Here is a 19,114-nt window from a genome sequence, read left to right on the forward strand (position 1 = left end):
AGAGCCTTTTTCTGGCTATTGGCATGAACGTTTCTTTAACGTTTAGGCTCCATCTGCCCTAATTTTTGTAGTAGAGGTGTTTTCACGTTGGCAAACAAGCGATCAACTCCGGACATAATATTAATTTTAACCACACTAACCTTGCTTGCAGTGGGACTTATCATGGTCTACAGTGCAAGTGCGGTATGGGCTGATTACAAATTTGAAGATACATTCTTCTTCGCCAAAAGGCAGATGCTATTTGCTGGACTCGGTGTAGTTGCGATGTTTTTTATCATGAACGTCGACTATTGGACATGGAGAACTTGGTCGAAATTAATTATTCTGGTATGTTTTTTCTTGCTTGTCATCGTTTTGATTCCTGGTGTCGGAATGGAGCGGAATGGTTCTAGAAGTTGGATTGGAGTTGGAGCGTTCTCGGTACAACCATCAGAGTTTATGAAAATAGCCATGATTGCATTTCTAGCAAAATACTTAAGTGAAAATCAAAAAAAGATTACTTCCTTCAAAAAAGGACTGGTTCCGAGTCTTTCACTCGTATTTTTGGCTTTTGGAATGATTATGTTGCAGCCCGATCTAGGGACAGGAACTGTAATGGTTGGAACGTGTATTGTCATGATCTACGTTGCAGGTGCGAGGATCAGTCACTTTGTTGGTTTAGGCCTTGTCGGTGTAGCCGGATTTATTGTTTTGATTCTTTCGGCACCATACCGGATAAAACGAATCACTTCCTTTTTGAATCCATGGGAAGATCCATTAGGAAGCGGCTTCCAGATCATTCAATCCTTATATGCAATTGGGCCAGGCGGATTGCTTGGATTAGGACTTGGTCAAAGCAGGCAGAAGTTCTTTTATTTACCTGAACCGCAGACAGACTTCATTTTTGCTATATTGGCAGAGGAACTCGGGTTTATCGGAGGCACATTTGTTGTTCTACTATTTGCATTGCTACTATGGAGGGGAATTAGGATTGCACTAGGTGCCCCTGATTTGTACGGCAGCTTCTTAGCGGTGGGAATCATCGCCATGATTGCTATCCAGGTCATCATAAATGTAGGAGTAGTAACCGGCCTGATGCCAGTAACTGGAATCACTCTCCCTTTCCTAAGTTATGGAGGCTCTTCGTTGACCTTGATGTTGCTAGCCGTCGGTATCCTCTTAAACATAAGCAGATACGCGAAATACTAACAAAAGCCGAAATCAGCACCCACTGGTTTCGGCTTTCGTGTTGTGTAAGAAATTTTAAACTAATCGGATTGTGGAATAGTCTTCTTGGTGATTCTTTATCGTCGTGATGAAGGCCTTAGTGACGAAGAAAAAATAGAAGAGAAGTCCTCATGGCTGTTATGAAAACCCAAGTGACAAGGAAAAAGGACGAGAGAAGTCTTCATCGCTGTTATGAAGACGCCAGTGACAAGGAAAAAGGACGAGAGATGTCTTCATCGCTGTTATGAAGACCCCAGTGACAAGGAAAAAGGAGGAGAGAAGTCTTCATCGCTGTTATGAAGATATCAGTGACAAGGAAAAAGGAGGAGAGAAGTCTTCATTTATTAGAGAATGTAGCGCAAAGGCAAGCTCCTGCCTATAATTCAAAGCATATGGGACCATGATTAAATTCTGGCAGTTACCAGAGTAAGTGCTTTTGTGTTACATATCAGGACATAATATGACAAAAAATAAAAATTTGATTACAATAACTAATATTCGTTGCACATCTTTAACAAGGGATATACTATTAAAGTATTGTGTTAACACTGTCTGCACAACTACATTTCATAACAAATACTTACACCAAAGAAAAATATGCAGATGACAAATAATAACAGGTTTATAATCCAATAACATTAGGGTATGTAAACATAGTCCATTTTTAAATGAATTACATAATTGTCATGAACCAAACTTTAAACCTTCAATGTGATGGGCCGGTGTACCGATATATGCCGAAATGCATAGTATATTAATAATCAATTTTGGGCCTACATCACGATTTTAATGAAGGAATATTTGCTACTTAAAAAGGTTATGGAAAATGTTATATGAACGTGGATTTAGGAGGATTTATATGGAAGCTTTATTAAAGGAACTACAAGAGAAAGAAGTGGGCAAGGTACTCCCTAATGAACCACTTGCAAATCATACGACGATGAAAATTGGCGGTCCAGCAGATGTACTTGTGGAGCCCAAAAGTTTAGAAAAACTTCAAGAAACAATGGAGACCATCAATAAATACAAGGTGAAATGGACGGCAATTGGCCGAGGATCCAATCTATTGGTCTCAGATCTTGGTATTGAAGGGGTCGTAATAAAACTCGGGAACGGAATGGATCACCTTGAACTAGAAGGTGAGGAAGTGCATGTTGGAGGAGGATATTCCTTAATCAAGCTCGTTACCATCATCAGTAAAAAAGGATTGACAGGTCTTGAATTTGCTGGAGGAATACCTGGCTCAGTAGGTGGCGCAGTCTATATGAATGCAGGCGCTCATGGATCAGACATGTCTAAAGTATTAAAAAAGGCCCATATCTTGTTTGAGGATGGAAAGATGGAGTGGTTGACTGCAGATGAACTGAACTTCTCCTATCGAACATCGATTCTTCAAAAAGAGCGACCGGGAATTTGCTTAGAGGCAGTTTTAAATGTAGAACAAGGTAATCGCGAAGAAGTAGTCGCACAGCTTCAGAAAAATAAAGATTATCGTCGTGATACTCAGCCGTTTTCTTACCCATGTGCCGGTAGTATCTTCCGGAATCCACTTCCTGATTATGCTGGACAGCTGATTGAAAAAGCCGGATTAAAAGGACACAAAATTGGCGGCGCGAAAGTTTCTGATATGCATGCAAACTTCATTGTAAACGATGATGGCGCAAAAGCTCAGGATGTATTGGACCTAATTGAATACATTAAGGAAACGATCCTTGAGAAATACAATATCCAATTAGAAACGGAAGTTGAAATTATAGGAAGAAAATAGTAGTTTTTTTCCGTTTTTTTCACCCCACATATGATATAATTATGCTAGAAAATCATTGTAAATTACATGCGTAGCTTCAAGGCGCGCGGTGGGGTGAAATTGTTTTTAATGGAAAAAGGGAAAGTAGTGACGCTAGAAGACCGTGTACCTAAAATCAAACAACAGAGAAAGCAAAAAGCTAACAGAAGATTAATCATATATCTTTCATTATTCTTCATTATGTTGTTTTTGATCATTTACTCGCAATCTCCACTTAGTAGGGTTTCTGGCTTAACTGTAAGCGGTAATTTACATGTAACAGATGAGGAAGTCATAACATTAAGTGGTGTGACCAAAGAGACAAGCATCTGGCGTGTGAACGAAGAAAAAGCAGCTGAACTAATTCAGCAACACAAAGAAATTGCATCAGTGGAAGTTCAGAGAATCTTTCCTAACAGTGTTGAGATCACGATCGATGAATTTAAGCGGATAGCATATATATATGAAAATGGAAACTATTACCCTGTCATGGAAAATGGCAAAATGCTCTCTGTTTTGGATGAAGAGGATTCTTTGCCTGATGATGCTCCACTCATGTTGAATTGGAAGAATGGGGAGATGGTGGAGAATTTTATTGTCGAATTAATAAAATTACCTGAATCCATTATCTACTCTATTTCAGAAATACATCATACACCAACAGACATCGATCCTTACCATATAACCATGTTCATGAATGACGGTTATGAAGTAAGTGCAACGATCAGAGATTTCTCGGACAAGATGGCCGCCTATCCTTCCATTGTGGAACAGTTGGATCCAGAAGTTAAAGGTGTTATTAACTTGGAAGTAGGTACATTCTTCAAACCGTACGATACAGGTGGAGAGGAAGAGGAAGAAACAGATGAAAGTGACAGGTAAACATGTTGTCTTGTCCTTTGTTTGTCTAGTCCTTGGATTTATCGTCTCTTACTCGTTTCAACTTACAAGCGAGGAAGAAGTCGTAGGTACAGACAGACAATGGCAACGTGATAGGGCAATTAGGGAAACCTTAATCAGAACAGAAGAACGAAACCTGGAATTGCAAAATGAATTACAAGAAAAACAAGAAGCGATTCAAACCATAGAAGAAGAGCTTGCAGAAGGTGAACAGCTTTTATTTAACTTGGTCGAAGATGTGGAAAAACTCCGCATGTTCAATGGAAATGTTAAAGTCCAGGGAGAAGGGGTGGAGGTTACCTTAGCAGACGCCTCTTATGTTCCTTCCGAGGAGAATATCAATAATTATATCGTGCATGAAAGTCACGTGTTTAAGGTAATGAATGAGCTGTTTATATCAGGTGCTGCAGCGATAGCAATAAACGGACAAAGAATTACTAAAGACTCCTATATCATTTGCAATGGTCCTGTTATAACCATTGATGGAAATCAATATCCTGCGCCGTTCGTCATAACTGCAATTGGAGACTCTGAGGTGCTCATACCTGCACTCAGTATCCTAGGCGGGGTGAAAGATCAACTGGTTGCTGATAATATTACAGTGAAGATGCAAAAAAAAGATCAAGTAGTTCTTGACCCTGTTATTCAATAAGGCTGAATGCATGCTTTGTGGTGAGGTAAGGTGTTCAAGATGGACAAACGCAAATTTAGTTTTACCATTATTACAATTATTGTGGGATTGATGATTGCCATTCAATTTCAAACCGTACAGCAGCCAATCATCCGTGATACGCGCGATACATGGCAACTTAGAAGCGATTTGAATCAGGAGCAAGAAATACAATCACAAATTATCAAAGAAATAAGAAAGTATGACAAAATACTTGAAGACTATTCCAAAGAACGTGATGAATCTAAAGAGACTATCGTTCGGGAAACGTTGGAAGAACTAAAAGTCAAAGCAGGGCTAACAGAAATGAAGGGACCGGGCATAAAGTTGACAGTCAAACCATTGTTTGACGAGGATGTCCTAGGTAATATACAGGAAAATATATCTGCAGATCTCCTCAGGAGGTTTGTTAATGAATTGAATTCCTATGGAGTGGAAGAAATAAGTATTGCCAACCAGCGGATTGTCAGCAATACGATAATTAGAGAAATAAATGGTAGGACGAAGGTAAACAATGCGTGGATACCTAATGCAAACTTTGAAATCATCGTAATTACAAGTGACCCGACGAAGCTTTATAATCGCCTGCAAGTATCCCGGGCAATGGATGAATTTGCGATAGAAAACCTATTGCTAGAAGTTTCCACACCAATTAATGAAGTAACCGTTCCGGCTTATGACGAACAGATACGTGTAAAGCATTTGGAACCGGTAAAAACCGGGAAGGAGGGGAACTGATCATGTGGCTTCCTCTTCTGGGCTTGATTGTGGGAATTGTTTTGGGGCTATATTCCGAGATACGGGTTCCTGATGAATATTCCAATTACTTATCGATTGCGGTGCTTGCTGCACTTGATACATTGTTCGGTGGAATTCGTGCTCATCTACAAAACAATTATGATGATAAAGTATTTGTATCCGGTTTTTTCTTTAATATCCTACTTGCAGCAAGTTTAGCTTTTCTAGGCGTACATCTTGGTGTAGACTTATATTTAGCTGCAGTTTTTGCTTTTGGAGTAAGGCTATTTCAGAACATAGCAGTGATAAGAAGAATATTATTGTCAAAATGGTCGCTTTCTAAAGAAAAAAACGAAAAAAAATGATTTTAAAAAAGGGAAAACATCATATTTGTGGAATACTTTCTAATATAATATGTTTTTCAAGTGTTGTTCTTAAATAATTGGTTTTTTTAGGAGTAGAAGGAGGTGCCATAGAATGAACAGCAATGAAATATACGTCAGTTTGGACATCGGTACATCCAGTGTTAAAGTAATCATTGGAGAAATGGTGAATGATACTTTAAATATTATTGGAGTCGGTAATGTAAAATCAACAGGTTTAAGAAAAGGATCTATAGTAGACATAGATGAAACTGTTCATTCCATCAATAAGGCGGTTGAACAGGCTGAGAGAATGGTAGGGATGCCAATTAACAGAGTGGTCGTTGGTGTCACCGGAAACCATGTACAACTTCAAGATTGCCATGGAGTGGTAGCAGTTTCAAGTGAAAACAGGGAAATTGGGAACGAAGACATCGCTAGGGTAATAGATGCCGCGCAAGTCTTTTCCATCCCTCCTGAGAGAGAAATCATTGATTGTATTCCAAAACAGTTCATCGTTGATGGATTGGATGAAATTAATGATCCGCGTGGAATGCTTGGTGTTCGCCTAGAGATGGAAGGTACCCTTATCACCGGGTCAAAAACAGTCTTACATAACTTACTGCGTTGTGTAGAGAAAGCTGGTTTGGAAATAACGGATATCTGCTTGCAGCCACTTGCTTCTGGTTCGATTGCACTGTCTAAGGACGAACGCAATTTAGGGGTGGCACTTGTGGACATTGGTGGAGGTTCAACTACCATTGCCGTATTTGAAGATGGATTCCTAAAGGCAACAAGTGTCTTACCTGTTGGCGGAGAGTACATCACTAAAGACATTTCCATAGGTTTACGTACATCCACAGAAGACGCAGAAAAAATCAAACAAAAACATGGACATGCCTTTTATGACCATGCATCCGATGAAGAAGTATTCAGTGTACCGATTATCGGAAGTGATCAGCATCAACAATTCAGTCAACTTGAAATCTCTGATATTATAGAAGCAAGAATGGAAGAGATCTTTGAGCTTGTACAACACGAGATTAAAAGATTAGGTGTCCGGGAGATTCCTGGAGGCTATGTATTAACTGGCGGTGTAGTAGCAATGCCAGGTGTCCTGGAATTGGCACAGTTGATACTTAACAATAATGTAAGGAAAGCTGTTCCGGATTATATAGGCGTAAGAGAGCCTCAATATACTACAGGAGTAGGTCTTATCCAATTTGCATACAAAAATGCAAAACTGCAAGGCAGAAAAATTGAAACTACATCAGCACCTAGCGAATACCCGGAAAAACGTAGTGGAAAACAAACTCAACAAAAAGTAAAGCAAGCAAAGCAACCAGTAAACGAAGAAGAAAAAGTAGGCAACAAAGTAAAAAAATTCTTCGGACTATTCTTTGAATAAGAATAAGGAATAACATAGCTGTTGATTGGAGCACAGGGCGAAGACTCCTGAGGGAGATAGCGCTAGGTGGAGACCCCGCAGGCTTGCCGAGGAGGCTCCAGCAGCGCCCCTAGAAAAGCGAAGCCCAGTGCGGAAATCAACAGCGGTGTTTTAACAGTTACTAGCTTTAGCTTGCAAGTACTTTCGAGAAATAGGAGGAACAGTCATGTTAGATTTTGATAACAGTATCGATCAATTAGCTACCATAAAAGTAATCGGAGTTGGTGGAGGCGGAAACAACGCTGTAAACCGTATGATAGAGCATGGTGTTCAAGGAGTAGAGTTCATCGCTGTTAACACGGATGCTCAAGCTCTTAACCTATCAAAAGCAGAAGTAAAAATGCAAATCGGAGGCAAACTTACTCGTGGACTTGGAGCAGGTGCAAATCCTGAAGTAGGGAAAAAAGCTGCCGAAGAGAGTAAAGAGCAGTTAGAAGAAGTACTTAAAGGTGCAGACATGGTATTTGTCACAGCTGGTATGGGCGGAGGTACCGGTACTGGTGCAGCTCCTGTAATCGCACAAATTGCACGTGATCTTGGTGCATTGACTGTCGGTGTTGTAACAAGACCGTTTACTTTCGAAGGTCGTAAGCGTGCTACTCAAGCAGCTGGCGGTATTGCTTCCATGAAAGAAGGAGTAGATACGTTAATCGTTATCCCTAATGATCGTCTTCTTGAGATTGTTGATAAAAACACTCCAATGTTAGAAGCGTTCCGTGAAGCAGATAACGTCCTTCGTCAAGGTGTACAAGGTATCTCTGACCTGATTGCTACTCCAGGTTTAATCAACCTTGACTTTGCTGATGTGAAAACAATCATGTCCAACAAAGGTTCTGCATTGATGGGAATTGGTGTTGCTACAGGTGAAAACCGTGCAGCAGAAGCAGCGAAAAAAGCTGTATCTTCTCCTCTACTTGAAACTTCTATCGACGGAGCTCAAGGTGTATTAATGAACATTACAGGTGGCACTAACCTAAGCTTGTATGAAGTACAGGAAGCTGCAGACATCGTGGCATCTGCTTCTGATCAAGAAGTGAACATGATTTTCGGTTCTGTAATCAATGAAAACCTTAAAGACGAAATCGTTGTAACGGTTATCGCTACAGGGTTCAGCGAAGCAGAAATTAATCATACAAAACAAGGTGCACGTCCAGTGTTCGGCGCTCAAAAAGCTCCGGCGCAAAAGCCACAACAACCGCAACGCGAAGTTAGACGTGAAGAGCCTGTTCAACAACAACAGGAACAACAAGAGCCACGTCGCCAGCAACAACCACAGCAACAAGAAGAAACGTTGGATATCCCAACATTCTTACGAAACAGAAATCGCCGCCGCTAATTTTCATTAGCTCCAGGCTAAACCCAAAGCATCAAACCATTGAAAGTGAAAATGGTTTGGTGCTTTTTTATTATTAAGGAAGTATAGGTACGGTTGATTTCCGTTCCAGGCGCTTCGCTTGCCTGCGGGCGGTCCGTGAGCCTCCTCAGGCTTCGCCTTCCGGGGTCTCACCTGTCCCTTCCTCCCGCGGGCGTCTTCGCGCCTTCCACTCCAATCAACTAGGGGACTTCATTCATTTAAGGGTTTATGAAAAAGCATCTTACCGAGTTAACATTGGATAAGCATTAACTTAACATCTACTTAATTTTAGCTGTGGATTGAAGCAAATGGCGTAGACTCCAGCGGGGGAGTAACGGTAGGTTGAGACCCCTGAAGCGTTGTGAGGAGGCTCAAGCACCGTCCCGAGGAAAGCGAAGCCGTTAGCGGTTAGGAACAGCGGTGTTAAACCAAACAACAATACTTTACAACATCTTTCCTATCTCTAAGTATCCCCTCCGACAAATAAGCAAAAAAACCTTCAAAAATTGTATTCTACCATCGGCAGGAACTGACAGACTTTCTAATAGTAGTGATTTATACTAGTTTCAAACATAAAAAGGTATAAATGAGGGACTAAACTTGACCGTATATTTAGATGCGATCTGGCTATTGAATTTTGGGTTTGATTTCCTGCTTTTAAAGATTACTGGTATCATCCTGAAACGAAAAATGGTGTCTTGGAGACTAATGCTGGGGGCATTTTTGGGTTCTTTAATTGTAGTACTCATGTTTACCCCACTACAGTCAATTGTTGCAAATCCATTCGTCAAAATGCTTTTCTCCCTCACGATTATACTCGCTGCATTCGGGTTCCATAGGCTCAGGGTATTTATAGAAAATCTAATTGTATTCTATGTTACTACCTTTTCTGTAGGCGGTGGTATGCTGGCAGTTCATTACGCCTTGCAAGTGGATCAACGTTTCGCCAATGAAACAGTTCAAAGCTTGACCACTGGACTTGGTGATCCTATTTCATGGATGTTCGTCCTCATCGGTTTTCCGGCCCTTTTATACTTATCAAAAAAGCAATTCCATGCAGTAGAAACAAGAAGATTTAAATATGATCAATTGGCCACTATCTCTATTACTGTTGAAAAGGAAGTGATTTCGTTACCAGGTCTTTTGGACAGTGGAAACCAGCTGTTAGATCCTATTACCAAAACCCCGGTCATGATTGTAGAGGTGGACTCTCTTCATGCATTTATCCCTCAAGAAATAATACAAGCCATGGACTCCATTGAACAAACACAAGGTTGGCCGACATTCTCAGAAGAGACGAAGTGGGTGGAGAGAATAAGAATCATTCCATATCGTGCAGTTGGAAAAAGCACCAGCTTGATGCTTGCAATTAAGCCGGATAAAGCTGTCATTCACCATGATGGCAAACAGTATGAAACAAGTAAATTTCTGCTGGGGCTGACAAAAACAAAACTCTCTTCCGAAAGGGATTATGTATGTATCCTCCATCCGAAAATGCTACAGGGGGAAGTAGTTGAGCAGGTTTCATGAAGCTATGCCAGAAATTCAGACATGAATTAGAAAAAGGGAGGAATTACTTTGGGGAAACTAAAGATTAAGGTTACTTATTTATGGTATAAATTATTAATCAAGCTCGGATTGAAGACAGATGAAATTTATTATATAGGAGGAAGTGAAGCACTACCTCCTCCATTATCAAAAGAAGAAGAGGCACACCTGCTCATCAAACTGCCTAATGGGGATCAAGCTGCAAGATCCATCTTAATAGAACGAAACTTGAGACTTGTTGTGTACATCGCAAGAAAGTTCGAAAACACGGGCATAAATATTGAAGATTTGATCAGTATTGGAACAATTGGGCTTATTAAAGCGGTAAATACATTCAATCCTGAGAAAAAAATCAAACTTGCAACTTATGCTTCCCGCTGCATCGAGAATGAAATTTTAATGTATCTGCGCAGGAACAATAAGGTTCGTTCAGAAGTATCATTTGATGAACCTTTGAATATCGACTGGGATGGGAATGAATTGTTGCTATCTGATGTGTTAGGAACTGAGGAAGATATCATCACAAAAGATCTGGAAGCAAATGTTGATCGAAAACTTCTATTGAAAGCTTTAGAACAATTAAATGATAGGGAAAAACAAATTATGGAACTACGCTTTGGACTTATTGGCGGTGAAGAAAAAACGCAAAAAGATGTGGCAGATATGCTAGGAATTTCGCAATCATATATATCCCGTTTAGAAAAACGTATTATTAAAAGACTTCGAAAAGAATTCAACAAAATGGTGTAAAAAAATTTTTTTAATGAATAATGCCAGCAGTGATAAGGAATGACATTATTTGTCAGAATAGATAGATTACTGCATATGCATATTTTTCCCTCCTGAGGAGATACTTAACTCTGAACAGCAACTCCTGTTAGGAGGGGAAAGAATGACACGTAATAAGGTAGAGATTTGTGGAGTAGACACCTCTAAACTTCCCGTTTTGAAAAATGAAGAAATGAGGAAGTTGTTTCGCGAAATGCAAGGTGGTGAGCTTTCTGCTCGTGAAAAGCTTGTGAATGGTAATTTAAGGCTTGTATTAAGTGTTATTCAACGGTTTAACAACCGTGGAGAATTTGTCGATGACTTATTTCAGGTAGGATGTATTGGATTAATGAAATCCATTGATAACTTTGATTTAGGTCAGAATGTTAAATTTTCTACATATGCAGTACCGATGATCATCGGGGAAATCAGACGTTATCTTCGTGACAATAACCCAATTAGAGTATCAAGGTCGTTACGTGATATCGCCTATAAAGCACTGCAAGTGAGAGAAAGATTGATGAGTGAAACATCCAGAGAGCCAACAGCTGAAGAGATTGCAAAGGTATTAGAAGTGCCTCACGAAGAGATTGTTTTCGCCCTAGATGCTATCCAAGATCCTGTATCATTGTTTGAGCCAATTTACAATGATGGAGGAGATCCTATCTATGTTTTAGATCAGATTAGTGATGAAAAGAACAAGGATATCCAATGGATAGAGGAGATTGCGCTTAAAGAAGGAATGAGACGCCTGAATGACAGGGAAAAGCTTATTTTGAGAAAACGTTTCTTTCAAGGAAAAACACAGATGGAAGTTGCTGATGAAATCGGAATTTCGCAAGCTCAAGTATCTCGACTGGAAAAGGCGGCAATCAAGCAGATGAATAAAAATATTCAAAGCTAATGCAGTAAAATATAAAAATAAAAGTGCCAGTGTCCAATTATAAACGGATCACTGGTTCTTTTTTTGGACAAGTATGTAATATCAATTAAAACTTTTTTCTTTTCCCTTCATGAAGACTGGTACACATATCATATAGTTAAGTATGATAGACAAAATGGAGGAATGAAAATGGTGAAAATATCTGATTTTCAAACGAAAGATGTTGTTAGTGTTTCTGATGGGAAAAAACTAGGTAATATTGGTGATATAGATATAAATCTAACGAATGGGAAAATTGAAGCGATTATCATTACCGGTGGTGGAAAAATGCTTGGTTTTTTCGGAAAGGATGAGGAAGTCGTAATCCCTTGGCGTAATATTGTCAAAATTGGTGCAGACGTCATTCTTGTGCGTTATCAAACAAAGGTAGAGACAACATATGAGGAATGATACGCGAAAATTACTGTCGAAAGGGACAATATAATTCAAAGTTAGTAGAAAAATGTGGTACAATATGAAAGAATATGAGTGTAAGAATAAAGAAGGTGTCATAAATGACGGAGCCATTTGTTCTGGAAAAAGAACAAGCACTGTCCCTCCCTGCTTGGAAAAAGGAAAATTCCAACCTTATTGTCGGATTTACGACGAAAAATGGAGGAGTCAGTGAAGGACAATTCAGTACATTGAATATGGGGTTGCATGTCAATGATTCAGTCGAAGCTGTTTGTCAAAATAAAGAAATTTTGGCAAGTATGTTTAATATGCCTACAGAGAATTGGGTAGGATGCGACCAAACACATGAAGATAAAATCATTAAAGTAGACAGCAATGATAAGGGAAAAGGTGTTTGCTCTTACAACACTACTTTGGCAGGAACGGACGGCATTTATACAGATTGTGAAGACATTTTATTAACACTATGTTTTGCTGATTGTGTGCCATTGTACTTTTATTCTAAGGAGCATTCGCTTGTTGGAATTGCTCATGCCGGCTGGAAGGGTACCGTGAAAAATATTGGCGGTCACATGATCAACAGATGGGTGGAAGATGGCGTTAACATGGATACCATTCAAGTAGCCATTGGACCAGCCATATCGGCACAAGCATATATTGTAGATGATTATGTTATTAATAGAATAGTGGATGCACTTCCTGCTGTAGAAAAGGAAAAATACATGAAAGAAGTTTCAAGCGGGCAGTATGCTCTTGATCTTAAAAAAGTCAACTACGAACTTCTTTTACAAGCTGGTGTGAATAAGAATAACATCCTTTGCAGCTCTTTTTGTACAAGCTCTGATGAATCCTTATTCTTTTCCCATCGTCGGGATAAAGGGAAAACAGGAAGAATGATGAGTTTTATCGGTTTGAAAGGAGCGGATTTTGCATGAACCAACCATCAGTCGAATCAAATCTTTCCGAAATTCAACAAAATATCAGAGATGCCTGTCACAATGTCAATCGTTCAGTAGAAGAGGTTAAGATTATTGCCGTAACAAAATATGTATCAACAGAGCGTGCCCAAGAGGCCATAAACTCTGGTGTAAAACATCTTGGTGAAAATCGGGATGATGGCTTTTTAAAGAAATGGGATGCAATTTCCAATGAGGCAACGTGGCATTACATTGGTACTTTACAATCTAAAAAAGTGAAAAATATCATCGGTAAAGTTGATTATATTCACTCCTTGGACCGCAAGTCCCTAGCAGAAGAAATACATAAGAGGGCAGAAAAAGCCGTTAAATGCTTTATACAAGTAAATGTATCAGGGGAAGATTCTAAACATGGGCTAGCGCCAGAAGAAGTCCCGGGTTTTATAAAAACGATCTCAGACCTTCATAACATTCAAATCGTCGGTTTAATGACCATGGCCCCTTTTACAGAGGAAGAAGAACTATTACGAAATTGTTTCCGCGGATTGAAGTCTCTGCAACAAGAAATTCAATCGATGAACCTTCCGTTTGCGCCATGTACAGAGTTGTCCATGGGGATGTCCAATGACTACAAGATTGCCATTGAAGAAGGTGCAACATTTATCCGAATCGGAAGTGCACTTGTAGGAAACGAACAATAATTTGGAGGTGTGAGGTATGACAATAAAATCAAAATTCAAAAGTTTTTTTGCCTTAGATGATGAAGAATATGAGTACAAAGAATCGGAAGTATACGAGGAAGAAGAAGTGGTAGAGGAGCCAAGAAGAACAAGATCCGGCACCACACAACAACCTGCTTCTAGACAGAACGTTGTCAGTCTGCAAAGTGTACAGAAGACATCTAAAGTGGTACTTTATGAACCTAGATCCTATTCGGAAGCACAAGACGTTGCCGACCATTTAAAGAACCGCCGCGCCATCATCGTCAACTTGCAGCGAATTGATATGGATCAAGCAAAAAGAATTGTAGATTTCCTAAGTGGCACCGTATACGCCATCGGTGGAGATATCCAGCGCATTGGACAGAATATCTTCCTATGCACTCCAGACAACGTGGATGTATCCGGGTCTATTTCTGAAATTATGCAGCAAGAACAGGAAGAATATACAGACAAGAGGTGGTAGACTAACATGGATGTTTTTTTTAGGTTATTGAACGATTTAGTTTTTATTTACACGATAGCTTTAATCATCTATATTTTTATGTCTTGGTTCCCAGGAGCAAGGGAATCATCATTTGGGAGGATCCTAGGAAGGATATGTGAGCCTTATCTTGATATGTTCCGCCGCATCATTCCGCCGCTAGGAATGATTGATATTTCTCCAATTGTGGCTATTTTCGTATTACGATATGCTGTCTTAGGGCTTGCAGCATTATTTAGAATGCTGGGATTATATTAATACTAAAGCAGGGAATCTCGACTTTAACGGGTTTCCCTTCTTATCTTTTTGTAAGAGTAGAGTGATATGATGAGTATTTATCAACATTTTCGTCAAGAAGAGCATGATTTTATTGATCAAGTCTTGGAATGGAAGGATACCGTTATAGAACAGTATGCCTCCAAACTCACGGATTTTCTTGATCCCCGTGAGCAAGAAATTGTGAAAAGCGTTGTAGGCAATCATGAGGATGTTAAGCTTGCTTTTCATGGTGGAGCGGAAGGTGCCGAAAGAAAGCGCGCCCTCTTGTATCCTCCATACCTCGAACCCACTGCAGAAGATTTCCAATTAAAAGCGTATAATCTTTCCTATCCGGAGAAGTTTGTGAAAATAGAACACCGCCAAGTGCTTGGGTCCTTGATGGGGATTGGTCTAAAAAGAAGCAAATTTGGTGATATCTATTTTCACGATAGTAGTATCCAAATAGTACTAAGCGCAGAAGTGAGTGCTTTTGTTGAGATGCAATTACAAGAAGTGGGGAAAGTGAAGGTTTCCTTAAATGAGTTGCCTCTTGAGGAAATAACATCTACAGTAACAAGCTGGGAAGAGGCTTCTACGACGGCTGCATCCCTGCGGTTGGATGTTATGATCGCCTCCATCTACAATCTTTCCAGACAAAAGGCGCAATTATTGATTGGTGGCAAGAAGGTGAAGATTAACTGGAAGCTTGTTGAACAGACAGCCTTTGAATGCCAGGAAGGGGACATCCTTTCTGTAAGGGGATTTGGAAGAAGTAAACTTTTAACTGTAGATGGAAAAACCAAGAAAGATAAATGGAGAATTATTGTAGGAAAACAAAAATAATTTTTTGTTCGGCAGGAAAACAAGAGAGTATGTCGAATAATGTTAAGTAACAGTAGAGATTTTAATGGAGGTGGCATCAATGCCCTTAACACCACTTGATATTCACAATAAAGAGTTTAACAAGGCTTTTCGCGGTTACGATGAAGATGAAGTAAATGAATTTCTTGACCAGGTAATCAAGGACTATGAAATGATTCTGCGTGAAAAGAAAGAACATGAGGAAAAGGCCAAAGAGTTGAATGACCGATTGTCTCACTTTAACACGATTGAAGAAACGTTAAATAAGTCCATTCTAGTGGCACAAGAATCCGCAGAGGATGTCAGAAGAAATGCCCAGAAAGAAGCAAAACTGATTATCAAGGAAGCGGAAAAAAATGCTGACCGTATTATTAATGAATCTTTATTAAAGTCAAGAAAGCTTCAAGTGGAAATAGACGAATTGAAGAAGCAATCAAAGATCTTCCGCAACCGTTTCAAGATGCTTGTTGAAGCGCAGTTGGAACTAATCGACAATGATGACTGGGAACATTTAATGGAATATGAAGAAAAAGATAAAGAATTAGAAGAAAGTGGAGTATAACCTTGACGATATAAGGTTATATTCAGTATAATAACGAAACAAATCAAAGTTTTTTCATACAATAAATAAATGCACTTATTTTTTATAAAACATATTAAAGCGTTGATAGGGACAGTAGTTTCTCTTACCACTTATGATAGCGAACCGGGGACGGTGAAAGCCCGGTATAAGAAGAGAAGTGAAAATCACCCTAGAGCATGGGACTGAACGCATAATGCCTCTAAGTCTTGTCGTCACATTCACGTTACGAATGCTAAAGCGGACTGAACCTGCCTTCAAGCAGCTAAGTCAATTTAGGGTGGTACCACGGGAGATCCTCTCGTCCCTTTCATGGGATGAGGGGATTTTTTTATTGTTATTTATGAAAAAACAAAAATGTGAAAGTTGGAGGAAAGACCATGGAATACAAAGATACGTTACTAATGCCTAAAACCGAATTCCCAATGCGCGGAAACCTACCAAACCGCGAACCGCAACTACAACAAAAATGGGACGAAATGGATATCTACAAAAAAGTGCAAGACCGCACAAAAGATCGCCCAATGTATGTCTTGCACGACGGACCTCCATATGCAAACGGAGACATCCATATGGGTCACGCACTCAACAAAGTCCTAAAAGACTTCATCGTCCGCTACAAATCCATGAGCGGTTACCATGCGCCATATGTTCCAGGTTGGGATACACACGGTCTGCCAATTGAAACAGCTCTTACAAAAAACAAAAAAGTAAAACGCAAAGAAATGTCCGTAGCAGACTTCCGTAAATTATGTGAAGAGTATGCATATGACCAAGTAGATCGCCAACGTGAGCAATTTATGCGCCTAGGTGTACGTGGTGACTGGTTCAATCCATATATCACATTAAAACCTGAATATGAAGCACAACAGATTAAAGTGTTCGGAGAAATGGCGAAGAACGGATTAATCTATAAAGGCTTAAAGCCGGTTTATTGGTCTCCTTCCAGTGAATCTGCACTTGCAGAAGCGGAAATCGAGTATCAAGATAAGCGTTCTCCTTCCATTTATGTAGCCTTTAAGGTAGAAGACGGAAAAGGTGTACTAGATGGTTCTGAGAGCTTCATCATCTGGACGACCACTCCATGGACCATTCCTGCTAACCTTGGAATTGCGGTGCATGCAGATCTAGATTATAGTGTAGTCGAAGTAAATGGCAGCAAGTTCATCATCGCTGCAGAACTGTTTGAAACGGTATCTAGCACACTTGAGTGGGAAGATGCGAAAGTTGTGAAAACACTTAAAGGGGCAGAACTTGAGCATGTAGTTGCTAAACACCCTTTATATGACCGTACTTCGTTAGTAATGCTTGGTGAACATGTAACGACTGACGCAGGAACAGGCTGTGTTCACACTGCTCCAGGTCACGGGGAAGATGACTTTATCATCGGAAAGAAATATGGCCTTGATGTATTATGTCCGGTTGATGCAAAAGGAAATATGACAGAAGAAGCACCAGGCTTTGAAGGACTTTTCTATGATGAAGCTAACAAGCCAATCACAGAAAAACTTCAAGAAGCAGGCGCGCTGTTAAAATTAAACTTTATCACGCACTCCTATCCACATGACTGGCGTACAAAAAAGCCGACTATTTTCCGTGCAACAGCACAATGGTTTGCTTCCATCGATAAAATCAGGGACCAATTGCTGGAAGCAGTAGCAGAAACAAAGTGGGTACCAGCATGGGGAGAAACTCGCCTTTACAACATGGTTCGTGACCGTGGAGACTGGTGTATCTCTCGTCAACGTGCATGGGGTGTTCCGATTCCTGTGTTCTATGCAGAAAACGGCCTGGAAATTATCACAGACGAAACGATCGATCATGTATCTGCTCTGTTCAGAGAGCATGGATCTAATATCTGGTTTGAAAAAGAAGCGAAAGACTTGCTTCCAGAAGGTTTCACACATGAAGGAAGCCCAAATGGTACTTTCTTTAAAGAGATGGACATCATGGACGTATGGTTTGATTCCGGTTCGTCCCATCAATCCGTTCTAGAAGAAAGAGATGACCTGCAACGTCCTGCTGACCTTTACCTTGAAGGTTCTGACCAATATCGAGGATGGTTCAACTCTTCTTTGACGACAAGTGTAGCAGTAACAGGAAAGGCTCCTTATAAAGGAATCTTGAGTCACGGTTTCGCACTTGATGGTGAAGGGCGCAAAATGAGTAAATCACTAGGTAACGTAGTTCTTCCATCTAAGGTAATGAACCAACTTGGTGCAGATATTCTTCGCTTATGGGTAGCTTCCGTTGATTATCAATCTGACGTGAGAGTGTCTGATAATATCTTAAAGCAAGTAGCCGAAGTGTATCGTAAAATCCGTAACACTTTCCGCTTCCTGCTTGGTAACCTAGCTGACTTTGATCCAACCGTAAATGCGGTGGATGTAAAGGATCTTCGCGAAGTGGACCGTTACATGATGGTCAAACTTAACAACTTAATCACGAAAGTGAAAAAGTCCTATGAAGATTACGAGTTTGCTGGCATCTATCATGCTGTACACAACTTCTGTACGATTGAATTAAGTTCCTTCTACCTTGACTTTGCGAAGGATATTCTTTACATCGAAGGAAAAGATCAGCATGACCGCCGAGCTATCCAGACCGTTCTTTATGAGACATTGCTTGCACTTACAAAACTTGTAACACCAATACTTCCTCATACAGCTGACGAAGTATGGTCACACATCGATTTTGTAAAAGAAGAGAGTGTCCAACTTGTTGATATGCCGGATGTATTGCCTGTTGACGGTGCAGATGCGATTGAAGAAAAATGGGATAAATTCATGGCATTACGTGACGATGTGTTAAAAGCGTTAGAGGTTGCCCGTAACGAAAAAGTTATCGGGAAATCCCTTGCTGCAAAAATCACTTTATATCCGAATGCGGAAACTAAGGCTTTGCTAGATTCCATCGAAGAAAATGTTCAGCAATTGTTCATCGTTTCCGGTTTGGAAGTTGCTGGCGTGAAAGAAGAAGCTCCAGAGAGTGCTCATGTGTTTGAAGGAGTAGCCATTTCGGTTACGCCTGCTGAAGGTGAAACATGTGACCGCTGCTGGGTTGTCACACCGACAGTTGGAGAAGATAAAGATCATCCAACACTTTGTGTTCGCTGTGCAACTGTAGTGAAAGAAAATTATAGTGCTTAATACTTTTAAAAAGACCTGCGCTGACAAATGT

The 19,114-nt window shown here is 40.1% G+C and carries 19 protein-coding genes and 1 other annotated feature; all 19 genes read left to right on the forward strand.

What is annotated here, in order from left to right; genetic code table 11:
* Positions 1-87: 87 nt before the first annotated feature.
* The 19 genes from spoVE (at position 88) to ileS (ending at position 19,083) form a co-directional block, all read left to right on the forward strand.
* Positions 88-1,188: a stage V sporulation protein E gene (gene spoVE / locus B4U37_RS09505; RefSeq protein WP_088018048.1), complete on the forward strand. Its 1,101-nt coding sequence runs from the start codon at positions 88-90 to the stop codon at positions 1,186-1,188.
* A gap of 877 nt (positions 1,189-2,065) precedes the next feature.
* A complete protein-coding gene (gene murB, locus B4U37_RS09510; protein WP_088018049.1) occupies positions 2,066-2,974 on the forward strand; it encodes a UDP-N-acetylmuramate dehydrogenase in 909 nt (302 codons plus the stop codon).
* A gap of 93 nt (positions 2,975-3,067) precedes the next feature.
* Positions 3,068-3,874, forward strand: coding sequence for a cell division protein FtsQ/DivIB (locus B4U37_RS09515; protein ID WP_342354025.1), 807 nt, complete (start codon positions 3,068-3,070; stop codon positions 3,872-3,874).
* Complete coding sequence (locus B4U37_RS09520; RefSeq protein WP_088018050.1) at positions 3,858-4,544, forward strand: DUF881 domain-containing protein; 687 nt, start codon at positions 3,858-3,860, stop codon at positions 4,542-4,544. The genes B4U37_RS09515 and B4U37_RS09520 overlap by 17 nt, the downstream gene beginning before the upstream one ends.
* Positions 4,545-4,583: 39 nt before the next feature.
* Positions 4,584-5,300: a DUF881 domain-containing protein gene (locus B4U37_RS09525; protein ID WP_088018051.1), complete on the forward strand. Its 717-nt coding sequence runs from the start codon at positions 4,584-4,586 to the stop codon at positions 5,298-5,300.
* 2 nt (positions 5,301-5,302) lie between these two features.
* A complete protein-coding gene (locus tag B4U37_RS09530) occupies positions 5,303-5,665 on the forward strand; it encodes a small basic family protein (RefSeq protein WP_010193065.1) in 363 nt (120 codons plus the stop codon).
* A 112-nt stretch (positions 5,666-5,777) separates the two neighbouring features.
* Complete coding sequence (gene ftsA, locus B4U37_RS09535; RefSeq protein WP_088018052.1) at positions 5,778-7,070, forward strand: cell division protein FtsA; 1,293 nt, start codon at positions 5,778-5,780, stop codon at positions 7,068-7,070.
* A 205-nt stretch (positions 7,071-7,275) separates the two neighbouring features.
* Positions 7,276-8,445: a cell division protein FtsZ gene (gene ftsZ / locus B4U37_RS09540; RefSeq protein WP_088018053.1), complete on the forward strand. Its 1,170-nt coding sequence runs from the start codon at positions 7,276-7,278 to the stop codon at positions 8,443-8,445.
* Between the two features lie 618 nt (positions 8,446-9,063).
* The gene (spoIIGA, locus tag B4U37_RS09545; protein WP_088018054.1) at positions 9,064-9,993 is read left to right on the forward strand and encodes a sigma-E processing peptidase SpoIIGA; all 930 of its coding nucleotides are present in this window, start codon (positions 9,064-9,066) and stop codon (positions 9,991-9,993) included.
* Between the two features lie 48 nt (positions 9,994-10,041).
* Positions 10,042-10,761: an RNA polymerase sporulation sigma factor SigE gene (sigE, locus tag B4U37_RS09550; RefSeq protein WP_010193070.1), complete on the forward strand. Its 720-nt coding sequence runs from the start codon at positions 10,042-10,044 to the stop codon at positions 10,759-10,761.
* Between the two features lie 142 nt (positions 10,762-10,903).
* Positions 10,904-11,683, forward strand: coding sequence for an RNA polymerase sporulation sigma factor SigG (gene sigG, locus B4U37_RS09555; RefSeq protein WP_010193071.1), 780 nt, complete (start codon positions 10,904-10,906; stop codon positions 11,681-11,683).
* Positions 11,684-11,851: 168 nt separating this feature from the next.
* Complete coding sequence (locus B4U37_RS09560; protein ID WP_010193072.1) at positions 11,852-12,112, forward strand: YlmC/YmxH family sporulation protein; 261 nt, start codon at positions 11,852-11,854, stop codon at positions 12,110-12,112.
* A gap of 104 nt (positions 12,113-12,216) precedes the next feature.
* Positions 12,217-13,050, forward strand: coding sequence for a peptidoglycan editing factor PgeF (gene pgeF / locus B4U37_RS09565; protein WP_088018055.1), 834 nt, complete (start codon positions 12,217-12,219; stop codon positions 13,048-13,050).
* A complete protein-coding gene (locus B4U37_RS09570) occupies positions 13,047-13,733 on the forward strand; it encodes a YggS family pyridoxal phosphate-dependent enzyme (protein WP_088018056.1) in 687 nt (228 codons plus the stop codon). Before pgeF ends, B4U37_RS09570 begins: the two co-directional genes overlap by 4 nt.
* Positions 13,734-13,749: 16 nt before the next feature.
* A complete protein-coding gene (locus tag B4U37_RS09575; RefSeq protein WP_010193075.1) occupies positions 13,750-14,217 on the forward strand; it encodes a cell division protein SepF in 468 nt (155 codons plus the stop codon).
* A gap of 6 nt (positions 14,218-14,223) precedes the next feature.
* Positions 14,224-14,493 carry a YggT family protein gene (locus B4U37_RS09580; protein WP_010193076.1) on the forward strand — a complete coding sequence of 90 codons (270 nt, stop codon included), beginning with the start codon at positions 14,224-14,226 and terminating at the stop codon, positions 14,491-14,493.
* Positions 14,494-14,562: 69 nt separating this feature from the next.
* On the forward strand, positions 14,563-15,336 hold the full coding sequence (locus B4U37_RS09585; RefSeq protein ID WP_088020229.1) for a YlmH family RNA-binding protein: 774 nt from the start codon (positions 14,563-14,565) through the stop codon (positions 15,334-15,336).
* Positions 15,337-15,415: 79 nt separating this feature from the next.
* Positions 15,416-15,916 (forward strand): DivIVA domain-containing protein, encoded by a 501-nt coding sequence (locus B4U37_RS09590; protein WP_010193078.1) that lies wholly within the window; start codon positions 15,416-15,418, stop codon positions 15,914-15,916.
* Positions 15,917-16,009: 93 nt separating this feature from the next.
* Positions 16,010-16,246, forward strand: a binding site (T-box leader).
* A gap of 68 nt (positions 16,247-16,314) precedes the next feature.
* On the forward strand, positions 16,315-19,083 hold the full coding sequence (gene ileS / locus B4U37_RS09595) for an isoleucine--tRNA ligase (RefSeq protein WP_088018057.1): 2,769 nt from the start codon (positions 16,315-16,317) through the stop codon (positions 19,081-19,083).
* Positions 19,084-19,114 lie beyond the last annotated feature (31 nt).

Source organism: Sutcliffiella horikoshii, from assembly GCF_002157855.1.
Classification (GTDB): domain Bacteria; phylum Bacillota; class Bacilli; order Bacillales; family Bacillaceae_I; genus Sutcliffiella_A; species Sutcliffiella_A horikoshii_C.

Bases quoted from the DNA above. Each gene is read 5' to 3' on its own strand.
- ftsA (WP_088018052.1), top strand. From the start codon at position 5,778: ATGAACAGCAATGAAATATACGTCAGTTTGGACATCGGTACATCCAGT.
- pgeF (WP_088018055.1), top strand. From the start codon at position 12,217: ATGACGGAGCCATTTGTTCTGGAAAAAGAACAAGCACTGTCCCTCCCT.
- B4U37_RS09580 (WP_010193076.1), top strand. From the start codon at position 14,224: ATGGATGTTTTTTTTAGGTTATTGAACGATTTAGTTTTTATTTACACG.
- sigG (WP_010193071.1), top strand. From the start codon at position 10,904: ATGACACGTAATAAGGTAGAGATTTGTGGAGTAGACACCTCTAAACTT.
- B4U37_RS09525 (WP_088018051.1), top strand. From the start codon at position 4,584: ATGGACAAACGCAAATTTAGTTTTACCATTATTACAATTATTGTGGGA.
- B4U37_RS09590 (WP_010193078.1), top strand. From the start codon at position 15,416: ATGCCCTTAACACCACTTGATATTCACAATAAAGAGTTTAACAAGGCT.
- B4U37_RS09585 (WP_088020229.1), top strand. From the start codon at position 14,563: ATGAGTATTTATCAACATTTTCGTCAAGAAGAGCATGATTTTATTGAT.
- B4U37_RS09560 (WP_010193072.1), top strand. From the start codon at position 11,852: ATGGTGAAAATATCTGATTTTCAAACGAAAGATGTTGTTAGTGTTTCT.
- B4U37_RS09520 (WP_088018050.1), top strand. From the start codon at position 3,858: ATGAAAGTGACAGGTAAACATGTTGTCTTGTCCTTTGTTTGTCTAGTC.
- B4U37_RS09570 (WP_088018056.1), top strand. From the start codon at position 13,047: ATGAACCAACCATCAGTCGAATCAAATCTTTCCGAAATTCAACAAAAT.
- ileS (WP_088018057.1), top strand. From the start codon at position 16,315: ATGGAATACAAAGATACGTTACTAATGCCTAAAACCGAATTCCCAATG.
- murB (WP_088018049.1), top strand. From the start codon at position 2,066: ATGGAAGCTTTATTAAAGGAACTACAAGAGAAAGAAGTGGGCAAGGTA.
- B4U37_RS09575 (WP_010193075.1), top strand. From the start codon at position 13,750: ATGACAATAAAATCAAAATTCAAAAGTTTTTTTGCCTTAGATGATGAA.
- ftsZ (WP_088018053.1), top strand. From the start codon at position 7,276: ATGTTAGATTTTGATAACAGTATCGATCAATTAGCTACCATAAAAGTA.
- B4U37_RS09530 (WP_010193065.1), top strand. From the start codon at position 5,303: ATGTGGCTTCCTCTTCTGGGCTTGATTGTGGGAATTGTTTTGGGGCTA.